We start from the raw sequence: 20,124 nt of genomic DNA on the forward strand, positions 1-20,124 counted from the left end.
GCGTGAGCGGCCGGAGACCGACCGACCGCGAACTCAACGTAATCATTCGAGTGCTGTAGGTGACATATCGCACGGGTGACGCTTTCCCCCGGCCGTCCGGCGGACGGGGAGGCGTGGCCTTCAGGCCCTGTACCGCAAGGGTTTTTCGCAGTTTGAGGGACTTGCCGGGGGTACGATGCGGATGATCACTCCCTGAGCCCTGAGGTGCACATGGCCGAGTCCCCGCAGATCCCCATCGGCGTCCCGACCGCGGCGCGCGTCTACGACGTGATGCTGGGCGGCAAGGACAACTACGCGGTGGACCGGGCCGTGGCCGAGGCCAGCCTCGCGATCATGCCGGAGCTGCGGGAGATCGCCCTGCACAACCGCGCGATCCTGCACCGCGTCGTCCGGCACCTGGCCGCGGAGGAGGGGATCACCCAGTTCCTCGACCTCGGATCGGGGCTGCCGACCGTCCGCAACACCCACGAGGTCGCCCAGGAGGCCAACCCCGAGGCCCACGTGGTGTACGTGGACATCGACCCGATCGTCCTCGCGCACGGCCGGGCGATCCTGGCCGACAACGCCAACACCGCCGTGGTGACCGCCGACATCCGCGACCCGGACGACCTGCTCGCCCGCCCGGAGATCCGCGCGCTCATCGACTTCGACCGTCCCGTCTGCGTGATGCTCGTCGGCATCCTGCACCACCTCGGCGACGACGAGGACCCCGGCCGGATCGTCCGGGTCCTGCGGGACGCGGTGCCGAGCGGCTCGTACTTCTTCATCACCAACTTCACCCGCCTGGGCGACGCGCCCGAGTCGGTCGCGCTGGAGAAGCAGCTCCTGGAGCAGCTGGGCACCGGCCGCGTCCGCACCCCGGCCGAGCTGGCCGCCTTCTTCGACGGCCTCGAGATCCTGCAGCCCGGCCTCGTCCCGCTCCCGCTGTGGCGCCCCGACGAGCCCGTCCTGGACGCCAGCACCGTCGACGTCCGCTTCATGACCGGCGGCGTGGGCCGCAAGCCCTGACCCACCCGTCGTCAACGACGACGAACTTCATACGTCACTGAACAGAACGGCGACCTCGGTCGCCGTTCTTTGTCGTTCCACGGTCGTTCTTGATCGGCTCGATGGCGCGGCGCAGGCCGGTGGTGAGGTGCCGCGGGTCCTGTGGGGCGCGGGTGACGAAGTCGAACATCAGCCCGTCGATCAGCTTCGTCACGACCTCGGCGTCGAAGCGGGCGTCCTCGGATCCGGCGGCGAGCGCGATCAGCTCGGCCAGCTGCCGGAACTCGGCCCTGCAGCGGGCCATCGCGTCGCGGATCAGCGGTTCGCGCGCGCCCGCGAGCTCCAGCTCGAAGCGGGCCAGCAGCAACTCGCGGCTCTCGGACCACCAGCCGCGCAGCAACTCGGCGATCCGGTCGTAGTCCGGGGCGTCCGAGCGGGTCGCGATGGCGCGCAGCAGCTCGTGGGCGGCCGGGCCTGAGCGCTCCTTGTCGATCTCGATCATGCGGTCGACCACGGCGAGGATCAGCATGTCCCGGGTCTTGAAGTAGTACGTCACCGACCCGTGGGGCAGGCCCGCCGCCTCCTGGACGGCCCGGTGGGTGAGCCCGCGCAGCCCGTGGCTCGCGATGACCGCGATCGCGGTGTCCAGCAGCAGCGCCCGGCGGTCGGTGCGTCCGGCCGTCCCCGCGTCCTTCCCGATGCCCATGCCGGGATTATGCCAGCCGATTGACACCTGGAGAGAGAATCTCTACGTTCGGCGAACATACTTCTCCAAGTGTAGAGCGGCGCTCCGCCGCCGGTGAGGACCGTGTCATGAGCCAGAACCCCTCTCGACGCCGCAGATGGATCCGCCGCACGCTGGTGAGCGTGGGCGCGCTGACGACGCTCGTCGTGGCCGCCGCGCTGCTGGCCGCCTACGCCTGGCATCCGTCGGAGGCCCGGTACAGCTCGTCCTACCTGGCCCGATCGCAGGCGCTGTACGTGCGGACGCCGGTCGCGCGCTTCCACTACACCCGGACCGGCCAGGGCTCGCCCGTCGTGCTCATCGCGGGCGGGGGCCAGTGGATCTACTCCTACCGGGACACCATCCCGGCCCTCGCCAAGGAGCACACGGTGTACGCGGTCGACCTGCCGGGCCAGGGCTACACCACCCTCGAACAGCACGGCTTCCGCTACGACCTGGACGCGATGTCCGGCGCGATCGGCTCCTTCCTGGACGCGGTCGGGCTCCGCAGGGCCTCGATCGTCGGCCACTCCTGGGGCGGCAGCTGGTCCCTGTACTTCACCGAGCGCCACCCCGAACGGGTCGACCGGCTGGTGCTGATCGACTCCACCGGCCTGGACGTCCCGTCCAGCTGGGACTGGCGTCCGCTGGAGTACCCCGTCGCGGGCGAGTTGATCGGCAAGCTCATGCGCAGGTCCGACGCCGCCCGGACGCTACGGAAGGCCTTCGCCCATCCGGAACGCGTCACCCCGGAGCTCATCGACGAGGACTGGGCGCCGATGAGCCGCCTCCAGAACCGGAAGGCCCTCTGGATGTCCCAGCGCAACCTCGACTACGCGCTCACCCAGCGCCTCATGGGCCAGGTCCACGTCCCCACCCTCATCCTCTGGGGCGATCAGGACCGATGGGACAAGCCCTGGGAGGCGACCGCGATGGCGCGCCGCATCCCCGGATCCGTGGCCCACGTCCTTCCCGGCTGCGGGCACAACGCCCACGAGGACTGCCCCGACCAGGCCAACCCCCTCATCGCCGACTTCCTCTGAACCGCTCGCTTTCGCCAGCACTCGGCGGACGGCGGACGACGTCCAAAACCGCACGTCACAGGGCTGTGACGCACGCTACATGCGGTTCCTGTCAGCAATCGGGGCGCTGCCCCGCTCGATCCACGAAGAGCACGAACAGCACGTCCTGTGAGAGGAACCTATGAGCGCGAACCCTGAACGGGTGGCATCCACCAGCGGGAGCGGCCGAGGTGGCGGGGGTGAGTTGAACGCGGGTCAGCTGCGCGCGATCCTGATCGCCGTCTCGATGGCGCTGATGGCCGTCATCGCGTCGGTGTCGGGGCTGAACGTCGCCCAGACGCACATGGCCGTCGACTTCGACGCCTCGCAGAACACGGTCCTGTGGATCATCAACATCTACACCCTCACCCTCGCGGCGCTGCTGCTGCCGCTCGGCGCGATCGGCGACCGCCTGGGCCGCAAGCCCATGCTGGTCGCCGGGCTGGCCGTCTTCGGCGTCGCGAGCGTCGTGGCGGGCCTGGCCCCGACGGCCGGGGTGATGATCGGCGCGCGCGTGGCGGGCGGTGTCGGCGCAGCGATGATCATGCCGATCACCCTGGCCGTCATCACCTCGTCGTTCCCCGAGGACAAGCGCGGGAAGGCGATCGGCGTGTGGACCGGCGTCGCCGGGGGCGGCGGCATCCTGGGGATGTTCCTCTCCGCCTTCCTCGTCGACGTCGCCGACTGGCGCTGGCTGTTCGTCCTGCCCGTGGTCCTGGTCGTCCTCGCCCTGGCGATGACGCTGACGTCGGTTCCGAACTCCCACGAGCGCTCCGGCCACGCCTTCGACACCGTTGGCGCGCTGGTGTCCGTCGTCGCCGTGGTCGGTCTCATCTTCGCCCTGCAGGAGGGCCCCGAGCGCGGCTGGACCGCGCCGGTGACGCTGGCGGGTCTCGCCGTCGGCCTCGTCGCCACGGCCGGTTTCGTGTCCTGGGAGCTGCACCGCCGGGACGCGTCGCTGCTGGACGTCCGCCTGTTCGGCGAGCGTGGCCTGGCGGGCGGCTCGATCACGCTGGTCATGGTCTTCGGCGCCCAGGCGGGGATCTCGGTGGTCCTGTTCCCGTTCCTGCAGGCCGTGCTCGGCTGGTCGGGACTGAGGTCCGCGGCGGCGCTCATGCCCCTCGCCGCCTCCATGATGACGGCGTCCGGCCTGGCCCCCAAGCTGGCCGCGCGGTTCGGCGCCCGTCCGACCATGGCCGCGGGCATCGGGTTGACCGGCGTCAGCCTGGCGCTCATGGCTCTGTTCGTCTCGGTCGAGGACGGCTACCTGTCGATCCTGCCCGGCATCATCGTCATGGGCGTCGGCCTGGCTCTGTCGATGGTGCCGTCCACCGAGGCCATCACCCGTTCCCTGCCGCGCGAGAAGCAGGGTGTCGCCTCCGCCCTCAACGACGTCACGCGGGAGTTCGGCACCGCGCTCGGCGTCGCGGTCTTCGGCGCGCTCCTGACCGCCGGCTACCGCCACGCCATCGACGACCGGCTGCACGACGTCCCCCAGGGCACCGCGGACACCGCCCGGGAAGGCATCGCCAACGCCGTCGCGGTCTCGGGCGGCGCGGGCCCGCACGCCCAGGACCTGGTGCACGCCGCCAAGCAGTCCTACGTTGAGGGATGGCAGCAGTCCATGTGGGCGGGCGTCGCCGTCATGGCCGTGGTGCTGGTCTACATCGCCCTCCGCGGCCCGAAGAACAACACCCCCGCGGCGACGGCGGACGACACGGAGGTCAAGGAGACCGAGCCCGTCACCGTCCCATGACCGCATGAACGACTGCCGGAAACGTCCGGTTGGAGGACTCTGAAAAAGGTGGGACCCGTCTGAGACGCAGTGGACAAGAAGGGGGTGACGAAGGGTCTACGGAAGGCGGCTTGGGTGAGACGGACGTCAGAACTGCCGAGGGTCGATGACTCGGATGTCATCGACCGGTCGCTGCGAGATCCGAGCGCGTTCGCCGAGGTGTTCGAACGGCATGCCGGGGAGATCGGACGCTATGTCACCCGCCGGGTCGGGCCCGGCGTCGCGGAGGACATCGTCGGCGAGACCTTCCTGGTGGCGTTCCGGCGTCGCACGGCGTACGACCGGAGCCGGAGGAACGCGGCTCCCTGGCTGTACGGGATCGCGACCAACCTCATCAGGCGGCATCGCAGGGACGAGATGCGCGCCCTCAAGGCCCTGCAGCGGACGGGGGTCGATCCGGTGCTGGCCGACTCCTTCGCCGACCAGGTGGACGGGAGGGTGGCGGCCTCGGAGACCTCGCGGGTGCTGGCCCCCGTCCTGGCCGGGCTGGACGCGGGGCAGCGGGACGTGCTGCTGCTGACCGCGTGGGCCGATCTCACCCTGAACGAGGTGGCGGAGGTGCTGGGCATCCCCGCAGGGACCGCCCGGTCCCGCCTCAGCCGCGCCCGCACGAAGATCCGTTCCGCGCTGGAGAAGAAGGAGTACCGCCATGGATGAGCTCGCGACGCTCTCCGAGATGCGCAGTCAGGTCCCCGCCGACGCCCGGTACCCGGCCGCCCGGGAGGCCCTGCTGGCGGAGATCGCGGGACGGCCGTCGAACGCCGAAGGCCGCGAGGCGAGCGGGCCGGTCCGGCTCGGCGGAGGCAAGGCGCGCAGGTCCTGGCCCGGCGGAGGCCGTGGGACGCGCAGGCCGATCCTGCTCGGCGGCCTGCTGGCGGGGGCGGTCGCGGCCGGCGCGGTCGTCGCGGTCACCACGCTCGGCTCGGGCGGGTCCCGGCACGCTCCGTCCTCGCCCGGCGCGTCGTCCCCGGTCAGGCTGGTGGCGGTGACCAGCCCGATGACGCTGGCCTCCAACGCCGCCGCGCTGGCCAAGGGGTCCCCGCCGCCGAAGCCGACGCAGTGGATCCACACCCGGATGATGACGACCACCTCGCACGCCAAGCCGTCGGGCGCGCAGGTGCAGGACCCCGGCACGCGTCAGGTGAAGGAGACGTGGGACCGGGTGGACTTCCTGAGGTTCGCCCACTTCGAGAACGGCAGGCTCGTCTTCGCCAACGGCATGCCGAGCCAGGTCGGGGGCTGGCCCGCCGGGCTCGACTACGCCTACCTGCAGTCGTTGCCGACCGACCCCGACAGGCTCCTGACGACCATCAGGCACAACCTCGCGACGACGAGGACGCCGCTGGCCGAGAACCAGGTCTTCGACGCCGTGCTCGCGCTGATGGAGAACTACCCCGTGCTGCCCGCGAAGCTGAACGCCGCCCTCTACGGGGCGCTGGCGCGGACCGGGTCCGTCCGGCTCGGCCACGTCACCGACCTCGCCGGACGCCCGGCCCTGAGCCTGTACCGCACCGATGCCGGGATCCGGACGGCGATCCTCGTCAGCCCGTCCACCTACACCTACGCCGGGCAGCAGCGCGTCGTCGTCGCCGACTCCCGCACGTCCGGTGCCGACGGGACGCTCGCCCTGCGCAAGGGGGCCCTGCTCACCGACGAGGCCGTCCTGACCGCGTCGATCGTGGACGACGCCGGGGAACGCTGACCCGCTCCGGGGCCCGCCACCGCGGGTGAATTCTCCGTTCCCCGTCGAATGTCCCATGGATGATCAAGAATGGCCCGCCATGGGATGGATCGGGATCGCGACGGGCCACGAACTCACCGTCGAGGGGACGCGGCGTCCGGCGCTCGCCTGCCGGACGGCCGCGGGCCGCGTGCTGGCCAAGGTGCCCGCCGCCGTCAGGAGGGATCCGGCGGCGGTGCGGCTCGCCACCCTCTGCGACCGGCTCGGCGAGCACGCGCGTTCGGCGCACGACCGGGTCGAGTCCTGGATGGTGCGGTCGCTGCCCGTCCCGGCCGAGGTGTTCGCGGCCGTCTGGGACGACCCGGTCTGGCGCGAGACGCTCACCGACCTGGTCGTCGCCCCGATCGTCGACGGCGCGCCCGACCTCGGCCGCTGCGCGCTTCTGCGCGAGAGCGCGTGGGCGGACGCGGACGCCTTCGCGATCCCGCACCCGCTGCTGCTCGGCGACGAGCTGCTCGTCTGGCGGGCGCGGAACCTCACGCAGGTCGTCGACCAGGTACGCCGCGAGGTGTGGACGCGTCCCGCGAGCATGGACCGCTCGTTCGGCTCGGTCGATCCCTTCGGCTACGCGGGCGCACGGTACGAGAGCGGCGGCGCGTTCGAGCGACGCGTCCACGACCTGGGCGGACGGATCAAGGGGGACCGGGCACGGTTCACCGTGCACGCCCCCGAGCCGCTCGGCGTCGAGATCGACGTGGACTGGAGCGGGCCGATGAGCCCGGCCTACATGTCCGGGCTGCGCTTCGCCGCGGGCGGCCGGGAGATCGGCGACATCGCCTGGTCCGAGGGCGTCCGCCTTCTCATGGCCCTGTTCGCGGACCGCACCGAGGACGAGACGGAGCCGGAGGTCGAGGCGGCCGAGGCGTACTCCCACTTCTGCGACGCCCACCAGGGCGAGCCCGGCACCGTCGCGTCCTCCGGCATCGCCCGCCCGACGCGCGACCTGCTGCTGCGCGCCGGGGCGGTGCTACCGGGCACGCCGGGCCACTCCGACGAGGACACGTGCGTCGCCGTCCGCTACGAGCACCCCGTCCTGGACGAGCCGGTCGTCGAACTCGTCCGGCGCGCGGCCGTCGACGGCGACAAGGCCGAGAAGTCGCTCTACGACCTGGTCCCCGTGGCGGAGACCGGCGTCGGCGTCGTGCACGCGGGCCCGCTCGGCTTCCTCGCGTCCGCCCTGCACCGGTACCCGGCGCACCGCGCCCGCATCCTGGCCGCGCACACCGACCTGCGGGCAGCCCGTGACCTGGCCGCCCGCAAGCCCGGCCTCGCCCGCACCGTGCTCACCCGCACCGGCGACGACCTGGAGACGCACGCGCCCGAACTGCTGCCGCCGTTCTACGAGGAGTGCGCGCGGATCATGGCCGCCGCGGGCAGTGCCCGCTTCGCCGCCGCCTTCTTCGAGAAGGCCCGCGCCGCCGAGGACGTGCACGCGCTACCGGTCGACGAGGCCGCGCTCATCGCGGCGCACCTCGTCGCGGGCCCGGACGCGGCCGGGACGGCCACGCTCAAGAAGCACGGCACGCGGCTCGCCGCCCGCCATCCCGCCCCCGTCGCGTACCGCTGGCACCGCGGCCTGCTCACCGAGTGGTGCGAGGAGGTCCTGGACGGCGAGGACGGCGCACTCGCACTGGCCGACGGCTGGGCAACGCTGGCGAAGGCCGCCGGGCACGCGCTCGGCGGGCCCGAGGACGAACGCGCCGTCCGCGCCCTGCTGGAGAGCGGCTGCATGGAGTCGGCACCGCGAGCCCTCTGGACGTTCGTCCTTCCCCTGCTCGGCCCGATGGCACGGGCGGAGGTGGGCATCGGCCGGGCGTTCCTCGGCGTCCTGCCGCTGCCCGCCAAGGACACCCCCAAGGCGAAGGGCACGGCGGTGTCGCTCCTCATCGGCAACCTCGCGGACGCGGGCCTGACCGACCCGTTCACCACGTCCCCCGGCCTGTCGGGAACGGCGGTGAAGGACTGGCTCGGCCGCTTCCTGAAGCTGTACGCGGGCCTCGCGCTCCCCGCCGCCGGTCTCGGCGACCTCCTGCACGACGCCGGTACACGGCTGCGCGCAGCGGGCCTCACCTGCGACGACCACGAGGCGCTCCTGGGGACGGACGAGGACGAGGTGAACCGCTGGGAGGAGACCGCCGCCGACCTCCCGCTCCTTGACCTCCTCCTGGATCGCGGCGTCCCGCTCGCGCGGCCCCGGCTGTTGCACACGTTCAAGCTGTACGACCGGCTCGCCTCCGGAGCGGGCACCGACCTGGCCGCCGTCGCCGCCGACCCGGACTGGGCTCCGCTGCTGCGCGACGCGATCGTGGGCAACGTGACCAACCAGCTCAACGTCACCGAGCCCGCCGTCCCGGAGCAGACCGTCCCCGAGACCGTACGGGCCCTGACCACGACACCGGGGACGGCGCGGATCGTCGCCGCCCTCCTGGCCGAGCACGCCGAACGGCTCCCCGACCAGGGACTTCCGGACGCGCACGCCGCCCTGTGCGACGCCGAGCGGTTCACCATCGCCGGAGTCCCCGACGCTCTCCTGGACAGCGTCCGGACGATCACGACCGGGACGGACCCGGCCCGCGCCCTCGCCGCCACGTTGAGCGGCGGCGTCCTGGACGAACTGGAGTTGCCCGCCTTCGTCCCCGGCCACGTCAACACCATCACCGACTACCTGGAGGAGAGCGGCACCGACCTGCTCCTGATCGAGTCCGGCCGGCTCTGGGAGCACAAGTTCCGCGCGTCCGTCGTCACAGCGGACGGAGTCGGCCCGTCCCACGGCTTCGGCACGTACGAGTACGTCTCCAGCCGATCCCACGAACGGACCGAGGCGCGCGACCTGGACGACCGCTGCCTGATCGCCGTGAACGGCCGGGTGACCGTCCTGGACCACGGCGGCCCGCACTGCCCGCACGGCAGCGCGCACCCGGCCGCCGTCCGCGTCGTCCCGGCCGACGGCGAACGCGTCGCCTTCCCCGGCGGCGCCGAGGCCACCGTGTGGCGCGGCCAGGGCCGGATCATCGAGCTGCGGGACCCGGCCGGACGCACCATCGGACGCTACGTCCGCGGCTGGGGCAGGGTGCCCGAGCACGACGGCGCCGAGAACATCAGCACGGTCGAGCACCACCGTTACGCGTCCGGGACCCGCCTGGTGGCACCTCCCGGACGATGGTCGGGGATGCGTCCGCGCGACCCCGAGGGCTCCAGCGCGCTGCGCGCCGTCGACGAGAAGAAGGCGCAGGCCCTGATCGACGTCGCGGACGCCGCGCTCGCCGCCGAACTCATGCGCGTGCTGGACCCCGACAGCGAGTACTCGGCGAAGGTCGCCGCCCGCGACGAGCTGGCGGGACGGCTCCGCCCGCTCCTGCCGGAGATCACCGACGAGTCGCTCTGGAAGGGCGTCACGTTCCTGGTGTGGACGGCCGTCGAATGCCGCGAGCGCGCGTTCGCCCTGCTGGATCGCCTCGCGCTGACCCCGCCGCCCCACCTGCGTCCGGCCCCCGCCTCCGCGACCCCCGCCGTCCGGTCCGAGCCGTCCCCCGAGCCGGACGATCCGGGCCCTGAGTCCGCGTACGAGCGGATCGTCCACTTCACCCGTGCCGCCGTCGAGGCGCCGTACGACAGGACGATCGCGACCTTCGACTCCTCCGCCGTCAAGGGGATCGAGAACACGCTCGGCCGTCTCGGCGCCGCCGTCCTGGAGGCAGCGTGGGACGACGGCGTCGGACGCGCGCGACTTTCGAGACTGGCCGCCGTCCCCGAACTCCTCCGCACCGACGGCGCCTGGCACGTCGCCCGCCTGCGCCCGGAGTACGACCTCGGGTGGATCCGCTCGGGCCGAGGGCCCATCGCGATCGCCGCCGTCGCCGACTACGAGCAGGTGGGGCACGGGTACGCGGTCACGGCGCTCCTCCACACCCCGGACGGTCCCGACCCGCTCCTGTTCACCCGCAACCGCGTCGTCGAGCTGCGGACCTGCCGCGGCTGGGGCGACCCCGACCGGCTCCGGCGCGCACTCGACCTGATCGCCGAGAACGGCCCGCCGCCCGTGGACCGGGACGCGACCGCACGCGCCTTCGCCGAGGCCACAGGCTTGTCACCGGCCCAGTGCCTGATCCTGCTGTCCACCTCGGCCCGGACCCTCTTCTGGCCGGACGGCTGGGCGCGGGGCCGCGTCGCCGCCCTCGCCCGCGAATCCGGCCTGCCCGAGATCGACCTGCACATCGCCGCGCTCTCCCTGGAGGCGCTCACCACCGCGGACGAGGCCGTCGACGTCGTCGAGCTGCTCATGCCCGACGACCCCGCCGACCTCTGGCGCACGGGCCCCGACCTGGACCGGGCGGTCGCGTACTGGACGGAACGCCACCCGAGGCTCACCCCGCTCACCACCGGGCAGTGGGTCACCCTCGCCTCCGGCGCCGAGGACGCGCTGGAGGCCATGCTCGCCCTGCTCGGCGAGCGTCCGTCCGCGCCGCCGCTGGGTCACCTCGCCCGCGCCGCAGGGCTCCTGGCCGTCCGCCTGCCCAAGGACCACCCCGCCCGGACGACCGCCGCCGCCCGCCTTCGTGACCTGCACGAACACGTCACCGACCCGGGCTCGTCCCTGCCCATCGCCGCCGGGGTCACTTCGGTCGCCGCCCTGGAACGAGCCGCCGGAGCGACCGCGTCCCACCTCCCGGAGCACCGGCTCGCCATCGGCGAAGCCCTCATCCTGGAGCCCGCCGGAGACGGCTACCGCGTCCACCTCCGTCCGTCCCGCTGGTCCGACCTGGACGCGCTGGCCTCGGCCCTCCGCCGCGGCGGGGCCACCGATGTCGCCCTGGTCATGGAGGACCTCCGCTTCCTCCGTTCGTCCGATTCCCTGGAGGCCGCGACCCGGCTGGAGTGACGCTTTCGGAACTTCCTCCCCATACCGGACGTCCATCCTGGCGAGAGGGATGACCCTCGGCTGCGCCCGGCGGCCCCACGTCGGCGGTGGTCCCAGCCCCCGCACGGGCGGCACGCGAACGGAGCATTCGATGATCATCGGTCTCGTGACCGCCCTCTCCGCCTCGGCCTGTTACGGCGTCGGGTCGGTGCTGCAGGCCATGGGATCGCGCAGATCCGCCCGCCAGGAGGCCGCCGCGGGGCCCGGGACCGCCACCACCCAGCACGGCGGCCCCAGCCTCTCCTCCACCGCGAAAGCCGCCGTGACATGGGAGTTCATGGTCGGAACCGTGCTCGACTTCGTCGGTTTCGGCCTCGGCGCGCTCGCCGCCAGGCTGCTGCCCCTGTTCCTCTCCCAGACCGTGATCAGCGCCAACCTGGTGATCACCGCGGTGCTGGGCATCAGGCTGCTGGGCGTGAGGCTGGGCCGCCGGGAGTGGGCCTCCATCGCCACGGTCTGCCTGGCCCTGGTCCTGCTGGCCGGGGCCGCGGGCCCCGAGGGCGGCGGCGACACCCCGATCTCCACCCACTGGTGGCTGCTGGCGGCCTCCGTGCTGCTGATCGGCGGCGGCACCGTCGCGGTGCGCTGGCTCGGAGCGAAGGCGGCGATCCTCGCCGGACTGCTGTCCGGCCTGGGCTTCGGCGTGGTGGGCATCGGCGTCCGGGTCCTGAACGGCGCGGACCCGCTCGCCCCCGGCGCGCTCCTGACCGACCCCGCCCTGTACGCCATCCTGGTCGGCGGCGTCGGCGGCATGTACCTCCACACCGTCGCCCTGCAGATCGGCTCGATCAACGGCGCGACAGCGGCCCTGGTGGTGGGCGAGACCGTCGTCCCCGGAGCCCTCGGCGTCATCTGGCTCGGCGACGCCTCCCGCCCGGGCTACGCCTGGGCCGCCGCCGTCGGCTTCGTCCTGGCCGTGATCGGCGCCGTCGCCGTCGCCTGGTTCGGCGAACCAGAGACCGCCCAGACCCGGGACCACCACCCGGAGGAACTCCTCGCCTAAGGCCGCCCCGCCACCCTGTCGGCCTTGAGGCCACAGGCCGAACGCGACCACACCCATGCCTTGCCGGCGCGGCTCTAAGTTCGCCCCGATCACATTCGAGCCTCAGGTGGCGGAAGCTCGGACGGCGAAAACTGCTCAGCTCAGGGTTGACGGGGAGCTGGTGCCAAGCCCTGAAAGTGATGCACCCGGTTTCCGGGGCGGTGCGGCTGGTGCGTCGTGATCACAACAGGTCCTGGGCGCAGGATTCGATGAATGCGGCGCCATCTGCACTGTAGGGCCCTTCAATCTCCTTGATCGGAAATCGCGACCGGGCTTCGGATAGGAGTCGTCGCGCGATACCTCTGCGCTTCCAGGATGCTGCCGTCCATATGTGGCCTACGGACTCATAGAAGCCCTCATGGCCCCGGTCGTACAAGACGACGAATCCAGTGAGGTGGCCTTTGTAATGCCATGGACCGTTCTCTCCGCCCACTCCGGAGACCGGAGCCGACATCACCAGCCAGATGCCACCCTCGCCTGGAGAATGGTCCCATCCGAACGCGCGCTTGTAGGCGGAGGCGGCGAGGTCCAGAGGGCTCTCGCTCCAGCCGTCTGGCGTGTCGAACGACTGTCTGGCGAGAGTGGCAGTGCCGAGCTCAAAGGCGGCATTGTCCAGGTCGATGCCTGACATGACCAGGTCCCAGTCTCCCTCCGAGGGGGGCGCCTCCCATGAGATGAGCGGACCGAGGTGTGCGGCGACGTTCTGTTCTGCTTCCTCGACGAGGAATCGAAACGCCATCTCGCCATTATGTGACGTGGGTCGCGCTCGGTCGGCGGAGGCCCGTGGCTCACCGTGACTGGGTGGTCCGATGTGACTGTGCTGGTGGAGTGGCTCGCGGCGGCCGGTGCGAGCGGCTTGATCTTCACGGTGACTGCGGCGAGGGAAATCGCGCGCCGCATGCCCACGGGTGTGTGTATCGGCCTGTCCCGTGCCACCGGATCACAACCGAGCAGCCATCGGACAGCCACGGAGGCAAAGTACCCCGAAAACGACGCTGGGCAAACGCGACATATTTGCGTTCGCCCAGGTCAGGTGGGTGGGTCGCGTGGGACTCGAACCCACAACCTACGGATTAAAAGCGCCCAAATACTCCCACAACGGGTGTTTTCAAGTGCCGAATCGTGCCGGTGCGTCCACCTGCGTCCACTCTGCGTGCCAGCCCCTGCTTCTGGCTGACGCCAGGTACCGAAACCCCCGAGCAGCCACCGAGTGGCCACGCCACCGTGGCGTATCAGCAGGGCTGGCCTGGGCGCGGTAGCTTGTTCGTCTGCTGGCTCCGGCTGGCCACAGTTGCAGAAGGTACTGCTCGAGTCCCTCGGGGAAGCCGCCTGCTCGTCTCTGAAGGCTGAGTCCACGCCGTGGAACAGGACGGAGCGAAGCCCTGACCTGTGCAGCTCCCTTATTTATCCCCGGTGACACGGACCTGGGCGGAGGGTCCTTTGGGTGCGTCGGAGGGCTTTCCGGTGGAGGTGGGCAAGGGCCCCGTGTGGGGGATTTGCCACAGCAGGCATCCGCTGTCGTACGACGACGGGACAGAGCCTGTGAACTTGGGGTGGCCCTGGGAGGTGGCGCCGGCAAGGGTTCTGCCGTCGGGGCTCCATGCCAGGGACTGCGTCAGGTTGTGGGTCAGCGTGGCGGTGGGGCGGCGGGTGGTCATGTCCCACAGTTGCACGCCGTGCGGTCCGGCGGTGGCGATCGCCCCGCCGCTCTCGTTGAGCGCCACGGCGTAGGTGGTTCCTGCGGAAAGTGTCGCCCTGATGTGCAGCGAGGTGGTGTCCCACAGCCGTACGCCGCCCTCGCCTGCGGTGACGAGGAGCCGTCCGTCCGAGGTGAACAGCACCGCGTGCGTGTCGTCGAGCAGGCCGATCTCATGGCCGAAGCGATGACCGGCAACGTCCCACAGCCAGCACCCGCGCTGGTTGGCGCATGCGACCGTCTTGCCGTCTGGACTGAAGGCTATGGCGCGCAGGTTGTGCTCCGACGAGATCGCACGGACGCGGCCGGTGGATGTGTCCAGCAGTCGGAAGCTGTTCTTCATGTCGTAGGCGCTGGTGTCGTCGCGGCGCCCGGCGGTGTCCGCGCCGCCGCATGCCAGCATCCTGCCGTGGAGGCCGAACGCCAACGGCACCATGTTTATGTTGCCGTTCTTGGTGGGGAAGGTGGCGATGGGGACCGCGGTGGCCGCGTCTCGCACCCGGATGTCGTTCCAGCTGCCGGTCGCGAAGGTCTTGCCGTCGGGGCTGAACGCCACGCAAGACACTTCCAACTGCTCATCGGAGGACTCGGCGACCATCTTGCCGGTGGCAGCGTCCCAGACATGCGCGACGGATGATCCATCGATGGTGACGAGCGTCCGGCCGGCCGGACTGAATGCCACGTCCTTGGTGTCGACGCCGGTGAGTCTTCGGGCGCGGGCCGAATCCTCGCTCTCTCCCCGGGCCCACAGCGCAGCCCCGGTGGCCGTGCCCGCGCCGGCGAATGCGACGCCGCCCATGATGAACGCTCGCCGCCGGATCCCGTGGGGGGTGGCGCGAGTGCTACCTGCCGGGCGAGGGCGGGGTGGGGCGGTGGCAGGTGTGGTGGACTCCCCTGTTGATGGGGTGGCGTGGTCGAACGCCGCGGCGTTACGGGCGAAGGCGAGCTCCTCGGCGGTGTCCGCGGTCAGTACGCTCGGTTCGGGCCGAACCTGGTGATCAGGGAACTCGGCCAAGTCCAATCGCAGAAACCGCCTGCTGACCTCCTTGTGGATGTCCTTCAGAGTCAGCTCTGCGTCTCTACCGGGAACGCCGTCGCGCACCACCTCGGTGAAGATCTTGGTGAAGTAGGTCAGCCCGGCCGGGCCGTCCTCATGGATGGCCTGTTGCGATGCGCGCGACGCGGTGAGTGTGTAGGCGCCCTCGACCTTCGCGGCTAACTGGACCTGGTCGGCCAGACCGGTCCCCTGGGTGTTCCTGGTCGCCAGGCCGGCGTAGCAGCAGTCCAGAATGACGAGCTTCACCCGGGCCTTACACCGGTGCTTGAACTCGGCGCGCACGTCGTTGAAGCGCAGGGATGTGGCGTGACGCATTCTCGCGTCGGCGTGGGTGTCGACCAGGGCCAACCCCAGATGCTCGCCGTCGAGGAGTTGCCCGTGCCCGACGTAGTAGAACAACAACACGTCCGTGGTCTCGTGGATGAGCCGAGCGAGCTGCCGATCGAGGCCATGCCGGGTGGTCTTGTCCTTGAACACTGAGACACGGGAACGGGGCCAGCCGCACAGGGGCCCGGTCAGTAATTCCCGCATGGCGTTGAGGCTGTTGAGCGCGGCGACCATCTCAGCGAGGCCGTGGGTGTAGTGGCCGGTACCGATGAGGATCGCCCGCGATCGGGAGAAGTCGATGGCGTTCATGCGTCGTTCTGGGCCGCCTTGTTCGCCGCCTCCACCAAGCGCGCGAGCGCCTCGGGGTCGGGCCCGTCCAGCTCGATCTCCGCGTCGCCGATCCTGACCCGTGCATGGGTTGCTTTCGACTCTATCCAGGTGGTCAGCGCTTTGAGGGTGACGGTGACCGCGCCGCCGGTGCCGCACAGCACGTTGAGGAAATCCCATGCCCCACCCTGCTCGCCTGGTCGCGGCGGGCGCGCTACAGGCTCCACGGTGACATCGGGTATGTCGCCCAGCCATGCACGCAACAAGTCCATGCTGCTGCTGTCGGCGAGGTAGATCCGTATCTCAGCGCTCATCCAGGCGTTCCTCAGCCATCTTCTCGAAGTCTTGTCGTGGTGTCGGGCTGTTGAACCGGTGTCGTGGCAGGCGCGGATCTCCTGGCCGGCTACATGGTCGCTTATGTGGGCGGGGTAGGACCTGCAGACTGGGCGAGCCGAGGGCTCATCATAACGAGGGGACTATCGGCAGTATGGGATCGGAGTCAAGCCGCTGCGGCAGCACTGCAGATCACCTTTCCGATATTTACAGCTTTGTTCGTCGGGACGGTGTTGGCCCGGGAGTTTGGTGTTTCTACCCGTGGCGGAACGCGACTCCAACTTCCTGGTCGGTTGCCAACGGGGCCTCTACGGAGTTGGAGCAGTCTGCCTGCAGCATGTTCCCGAACTGCGAGCCCAGGTGAAGGGACGACGAGTGGTCGGCCCGGCGACCAAGCAGCGGATCCGCGCCACCCTCCGCAGCGCCCTGAAGAGGGCGATCAGAGAGGGCCTGACCGAGATGAACGTCGCCGCGCTGGTCGAGCTGCCCTCAGGCAAAGCACCCAAAGCGCTCGTCCGGACACCCGAACGCATCGCCCAATGGCGCAAAGACCTGGACACCTACAGCGGAATCATGGCGGGCCGCCGCAAACGCCTGTGGGAGGACGACCCGTCCCACGGGCACGGCAACCAGCTCAACCGGATCGACGCCTACATCGGCGCACCCCGCCCCTCCAAGGCCATGGTCTGGACACCCGGCCTGACCAAGACCTTCCTGAAACGCGCCGAACTCCACCCCTGGTACGCCCTGTACTACCTCATCGCCTTCCGCGGCCTGCGACGCGGCGAAGCCTGCGGCCTGCGCTGGACCGACCTTCACCTGGACGGCGGCACCGTCACCATCCGCTGGCAGATCACCCAGATCGGCCCCGACATCTTCGAAGGCAAACCCAAATCCGACGCCGGAGAAGCCACCATCAGCCTCGACACCTCCACCATCGCCGTCCTACGCGCCCACAAAGCCCGACAGAACGCCCAACGTCTCGCAGCCGGAGACACCTGGCACGAGACCGGCGGCCTGGTCTTCACCGACGAACTCGGGAACCCGGTCCGCCCCAACCAGGTCACCGACCAGTTCGAACGCCTGTCCATGGAAACCGGCCTGCCACCCGTCCGCCTCCACGACCTGCGGCACGGCGCGGCCTCGTTCCTCCTCGCGGCCGGGCATGACATGAAGACCGTCCAGGAAACGCTGCGACTGTCGTCCATCACGATCGCCGCCGACACCTACACCAGCCTGCTACCCCAGGTCGCCCGCAAATCTGCCGAAGACGCCGCCGCCATCATTCTCAACGCCGACGCCCCGGCAGCCCTCACCACCATCTGACCGGCCCACCCCACATACACCCGCCCCGCCGACCGGTCCCGCACCACCGGGCGGGGGGGCGGACGCATGCCCGCCAACCCACGCCCCCGACGGTGCTGGCGGCCATCTGATGGTGGTGGGCGGTCGCGGTTCTGGGGCTCGGCGGCCGTCGGGAGTGGCGGCGTGCGGTCATCGTCCTGGGGGTGGTGGCCGTTCCGGCTGGTGGTGGATGGTGGCCAGCGAAGACGTCGTGTTCGTTTAGCGAAGACGCCTGGGCCGGAGCTCGGTCGTCTGACGTGTGGTGTTGGTTCAGGTGCCGGGAGTTTCCCCGCCGCGCTTGCGCAGGAACTCTCTTCGGCCTGGTCGCGTCGGGCGGTCAGTCCCCGTCGGTGGGTGCGTGACGGACGATGGTGTCGTTGGGGCCGGGCATCATGATGACTTCGTGTCCGTCCTTGCTCCGGACACGGTAGGGCGGTGTCCCGTTCGTCCCGAGCACCTCGATGATCTCGACGGTGTGTTCCGGCATACCTGCGCGTCGGGATACGACACGGTCGCCTTTCTTGGCGTGCATCTACTTTCCCCCTTGTCCGTTGGGCGTTGCGGCGCAGGCCACCCAACCCCGGCCGACCGGTGCGTGCCTGCCCCTCCAGGTCTTCCCGCTAGCAGGCGCGGGCAGTCAGGCGCGGCCTGGTAGTTGCGGGTCTCCTGGGCGATAGACCTTTCGTGGTCGCCTCTACCCGTCCGCCGACCTGGAGCACCGCTTTGACCTGGGCGGGCCCGCTCACCCAGCGGCGCGGACAGGCGAGTCGGCGTCCCCGGTGCTGTGTGGAGCGTGCACGATGCCGGCTCCGATCCGCCTTGTCATGTCCGGGGCCGCCGCTGGGGGCACGCACGAAGACTGGTGGACACCGCCGGGTTACGTCACCGCCCACGATGTGACGCAGCCGGTCGTCACTCCGCATCCGAAGACTGGGCCGCGCGTTAGGTAACGCGGGGCCGGTGACGTGACACCGTCCTGACGGCGGAACGCCAAGGCCGGCCGTCAGAGCTGCTCGGCGGGCCAGCACAGGGGGCCGAGGGATCGGGTGGCAGGAAAGGGCGGTGAATCCGACGGCCCACGGTTCCCACGGTTATCGTCGTGCTCGCAGTCGAGTTCGTCCGGGCCGCGCGCGCCGGACGAGCCGGTGCAGGGTCGCCCGGCCGCCCCCCAACAAGGGCAGGGAAGGGAGGGCGCGCTCATGGGCGCGTTCCGACAGCGGAGCGAGTCGTCCGACCGTCGCTACTGGCGGTTCCGGACTCCGGGGCTGAGGAACCTGCGGACAGCCGTTAGCGCTGAGGATGACCTCCTGGTGCCTAACGTGACATACACGTCACCAAGCGTTGCTTCGCGGGTGGGGCGAGTAGGTTGCAGGTAAGGCTGGGACGATCACGGAGGGCCTCGACATGGGAACCAGACCTGCCAGCAGTTTCGTGATCTACGAGGGGACGGGGGAGTTCTCCAGGTACAGCGCGGCGCGCTTTGACGGCGACGCCGTCGTCATCGACTTCCGGCCCAACGAGGACCGCCCGATGGTGCACGTCGAGTGCGTCGAGGGCCGGGACGAGGGCGCGGACTGGGCCGGGTTCCTTCAGGTCGTGTCCGACCACAACAAGGGCAAGTGGATCGACTCCTCCGACGGATGGGTCACGGCCGTCAGCAGCAAGTCCGGTATCGCCCCGGTGTGGTTCGTCGACAAGGGCGGCTACTACGAGCTGTGGCAGGGCAGGGACAAGGACCGGCCCTTGAGTAACTGGGACGGCAAGCTGCGTTTCTCCGTCGGCGCGCGTAAGAACCCGGGCCGCTTCAACATCAAGTGACCTCAGCCAGGGGCACGACGGCCGTCGGCGCGCCGTATGGCGCGCCGACGCAGCCGGGGCGAACCCGGCAGCGGCCGGATTCTGATCCCGCGACGCCATGACGCCGTGGAGGCCGGCGCCGCGCCCGGGGGCGCGGGCGCCGGGTGTTACAGGAACACGTGCTGCAGGTAATGGGCCGGGGTGTCGAAGGCGAGTTTGGCGTCAGCCTCCAGCCTCGTCCGGCGACCTCATCGCCAAAGCCTTACGCCCCATCCCGCTGGTTGTGGCCGCCGCGCCACCTCCGGCCCCTTGAAGAGGGCCGCAACAGCCGGCCACCAACACCGGCGACCATTCACCACCAGCCGGAACGACCACCACCATCAGATGGCCGCCAGCAGGGCGATCGGCAGCGGGTGGAGGGTTGTATCGATGCGGGCGTACTCGGCGTCCCCCTTGCCCGGGCGGGGTGGCCCCGAGCCGTCAGGCGGCGGAGGCCAGGTCAGGGTGGCGGGTTCGGTCGGGGGAGGTTGACGGGACGGCGGGGATGGCAGAAACGCAAAGTGCGCCCGGTCCCGCTCGTGAAAGCAGGTGTGCGATGCCTTCTGCGATGCCTCGTTTGACCTCACGCCGGTACGCCGCGCTCGCCGCCGGTGCGCTGGCCGTCGGGCTGGCCACCGCCCCAGCCCGACCCGCCGCGGCCCAGACCACGCTCACCTGCGAGTGGGGCTCGCTGACCCTCCAGCAGTCCTCCTCGGTGCTGAGAGGCGAGGACTGCAAGCACGCACCCGGTGGCGGCGGCAAGCCCTACGAGATCTTCGTCCGGAGGCTGGTCGTGAACGGCCAGCCCTCCCCCGCGCGGACGGTCCACTGCCAGACCGGCGGCCCCCTCCCGAACAGCTGGGCGGACTGCACCCCCTAGGCAACCCACCACTCGGGTCCGTGGCACCAAGGGCGAGGTGAACCGATCGGCCCAGG

Annotated in this window: 15 protein-coding genes; 10 read left to right on the forward strand and 5 right to left on the reverse strand. The window is 70.7% G+C overall.

From position 1 onward, the window contains the following. Positions 1–210 precede the first annotated feature (210 nt). Positions 211–1,008: an SAM-dependent methyltransferase gene (locus tag P696_RS0114170; RefSeq protein WP_026412858.1), complete on the forward strand. Its 798-nt coding sequence runs from the start codon at positions 211–213 to the stop codon at positions 1,006–1,008. A 34-nt stretch (positions 1,009–1,042) separates the two neighbouring features. Here P696_RS0114170 and P696_RS45405 read toward each other — a convergent pair whose 3' ends face one another. Then, positions 1,043–1,693 carry a TetR/AcrR family transcriptional regulator gene (locus P696_RS45405; RefSeq protein WP_051467529.1) on the reverse strand — a complete coding sequence of 217 codons (651 nt, stop codon included), beginning with the start codon at positions 1,691–1,693 and terminating at the stop codon, positions 1,043–1,045. Positions 1,694–1,800: 107 nt separating this feature from the next. Between P696_RS45405 and P696_RS52420 the strand changes: the two genes are divergently transcribed. The 6 genes from P696_RS52420 to P696_RS45420 all read left to right on the forward strand — a co-directional run bounded on the left by P696_RS52420 (position 1,801) and on the right by P696_RS45420 (position 12,229). Next, a complete protein-coding gene (locus tag P696_RS52420; RefSeq protein WP_084337441.1) occupies positions 1,801–2,754 on the forward strand; it encodes an alpha/beta fold hydrolase in 954 nt (317 codons plus the stop codon). Between the two features lie 223 nt (positions 2,755–2,977). After that, the gene (locus tag P696_RS45415) at positions 2,978–4,528 is read left to right on the forward strand and encodes an MFS transporter (protein WP_211245736.1); all 1,551 of its coding nucleotides are present in this window, start codon (positions 2,978–2,980) and stop codon (positions 4,526–4,528) included. Between the two features lie 114 nt (positions 4,529–4,642). After that, complete coding sequence (locus tag P696_RS0114190; protein ID WP_026412859.1) at positions 4,643–5,224, forward strand: RNA polymerase sigma factor; 582 nt, start codon at positions 4,643–4,645, stop codon at positions 5,222–5,224. Then, complete coding sequence (locus P696_RS0114195) at positions 5,217–6,269, forward strand: CU044_5270 family protein (protein ID WP_026412860.1); 1,053 nt, start codon at positions 5,217–5,219, stop codon at positions 6,267–6,269. Before P696_RS0114190 ends, P696_RS0114195 begins: the two co-directional genes overlap by 8 nt. 79 nt (positions 6,270–6,348) lie before the next feature. After that, a complete protein-coding gene (locus P696_RS0114200) occupies positions 6,349–11,187 on the forward strand; it encodes a DUF4132 domain-containing protein (RefSeq protein ID WP_026412861.1) in 4,839 nt (1,612 codons plus the stop codon). A gap of 130 nt (positions 11,188–11,317) precedes the next feature. Next, positions 11,318–12,229, forward strand: coding sequence for a DMT family protein (locus P696_RS45420; RefSeq protein WP_051467534.1), 912 nt, complete (start codon positions 11,318–11,320; stop codon positions 12,227–12,229). A 220-nt stretch (positions 12,230–12,449) separates the two neighbouring features. On the opposite strand, the gene P696_RS0114210 is transcribed toward P696_RS45420, so the two are convergent. The 3 genes from P696_RS0114210 to P696_RS0114220 form a co-directional block, all read right to left on the reverse strand. Next, positions 12,450–13,007 (reverse strand): GNAT family protein, encoded by a 558-nt coding sequence (locus tag P696_RS0114210; RefSeq protein WP_026412862.1) that lies wholly within the window; start codon positions 13,005–13,007, stop codon positions 12,450–12,452. Positions 13,008–13,668: 661 nt separating this feature from the next. Then, a complete protein-coding gene (locus P696_RS52425; RefSeq protein WP_051467536.1) occupies positions 13,669–15,657 on the reverse strand; it encodes a caspase, EACC1-associated type in 1,989 nt (662 codons plus the stop codon). Next, positions 15,654–15,989 carry an effector-associated constant component EACC1 gene (locus tag P696_RS0114220; RefSeq protein ID WP_034484638.1) on the reverse strand — a complete coding sequence of 112 codons (336 nt, stop codon included), beginning with the start codon at positions 15,987–15,989 and terminating at the stop codon, positions 15,654–15,656. Before P696_RS0114220 ends, P696_RS52425 begins: the two co-directional genes overlap by 4 nt. Positions 15,990–16,368: 379 nt before the next feature. Here P696_RS0114220 and P696_RS45430 point away from each other — a divergent pair, with 379 nt between their 5' ends. Next, positions 16,369–17,334: a tyrosine-type recombinase/integrase gene (locus tag P696_RS45430; protein ID WP_211245737.1), complete on the forward strand. Its 966-nt coding sequence runs from the start codon at positions 16,369–16,371 to the stop codon at positions 17,332–17,334. 355 nt (positions 17,335–17,689) lie between these two features. Here the strand turns inward: P696_RS45430 and P696_RS0114230 are convergent, their stop codons facing one another. After that, a complete protein-coding gene (locus tag P696_RS0114230) occupies positions 17,690–17,884 on the reverse strand; it encodes a DUF1918 domain-containing protein (protein WP_026412864.1) in 195 nt (64 codons plus the stop codon). Positions 17,885–18,756: 872 nt separating this feature from the next. On the opposite strand from P696_RS0114230, the gene P696_RS0114235 reads away from it, so the two are divergent. Then, positions 18,757–19,170 (forward strand): hypothetical protein, encoded by a 414-nt coding sequence (locus P696_RS0114235; protein ID WP_157429695.1) that lies wholly within the window; start codon positions 18,757–18,759, stop codon positions 19,168–19,170. 595 nt (positions 19,171–19,765) lie between these two features. After that, the gene (locus tag P696_RS0114240; protein WP_026412866.1) at positions 19,766–20,068 is read left to right on the forward strand and encodes a hypothetical protein; all 303 of its coding nucleotides are present in this window, start codon (positions 19,766–19,768) and stop codon (positions 20,066–20,068) included. Positions 20,069–20,124 lie beyond the last annotated feature (56 nt).

Origin of the sequence: Actinomadura oligospora ATCC 43269 (genome assembly GCF_000518265.1) — a bacterium.
Taxonomy (GTDB): Bacteria; Actinomycetota; Actinomycetes; order Streptosporangiales; family Streptosporangiaceae; genus Spirillospora; species Spirillospora oligospora.

What these genes read in the sequence shown, in the direction of transcription:
- P696_RS0114170 (WP_026412858.1), top strand. Translation starts at nt 211, where the DNA reads ATGGCCGAGTCCCCGCAGATCCCCATCGGCGTCCCGACCGCGGCGCGC.
- P696_RS45405 (WP_051467529.1), bottom strand. Translation starts at nt 1,693, where the DNA reads ATGGGCATCGGGAAGGACGCGGGGACGGCCGGACGCACCGACCGCCGG.
- P696_RS52420 (WP_084337441.1), top strand. Translation starts at nt 1,801, where the DNA reads ATGAGCCAGAACCCCTCTCGACGCCGCAGATGGATCCGCCGCACGCTG.
- P696_RS0114195 (WP_026412860.1), top strand. Translation starts at nt 5,217, where the DNA reads ATGGATGAGCTCGCGACGCTCTCCGAGATGCGCAGTCAGGTCCCCGCC.
- P696_RS0114200 (WP_026412861.1), top strand. Translation starts at nt 6,349, where the DNA reads ATGGGATGGATCGGGATCGCGACGGGCCACGAACTCACCGTCGAGGGG.
- P696_RS45420 (WP_051467534.1), top strand. Translation starts at nt 11,318, where the DNA reads ATGATCATCGGTCTCGTGACCGCCCTCTCCGCCTCGGCCTGTTACGGC.
- P696_RS0114210 (WP_026412862.1), bottom strand. Translation starts at nt 13,007, where the DNA reads ATGGCGTTTCGATTCCTCGTCGAGGAAGCAGAACAGAACGTCGCCGCA.
- P696_RS52425 (WP_051467536.1), bottom strand. Translation starts at nt 15,657, where the DNA reads ATGAACGCCATCGACTTCTCCCGATCGCGGGCGATCCTCATCGGTACC.
- P696_RS0114220 (WP_034484638.1), bottom strand. Translation starts at nt 15,989, where the DNA reads ATGAGCGCTGAGATACGGATCTACCTCGCCGACAGCAGCAGCATGGAC.
- P696_RS0114230 (WP_026412864.1), bottom strand. Translation starts at nt 17,884, where the DNA reads ATGCACGCCAAGAAAGGCGACCGTGTCGTATCCCGACGCGCAGGTATG.
- P696_RS0114235 (WP_157429695.1), top strand. Translation starts at nt 18,757, where the DNA reads ATGGGAACCAGACCTGCCAGCAGTTTCGTGATCTACGAGGGGACGGGG.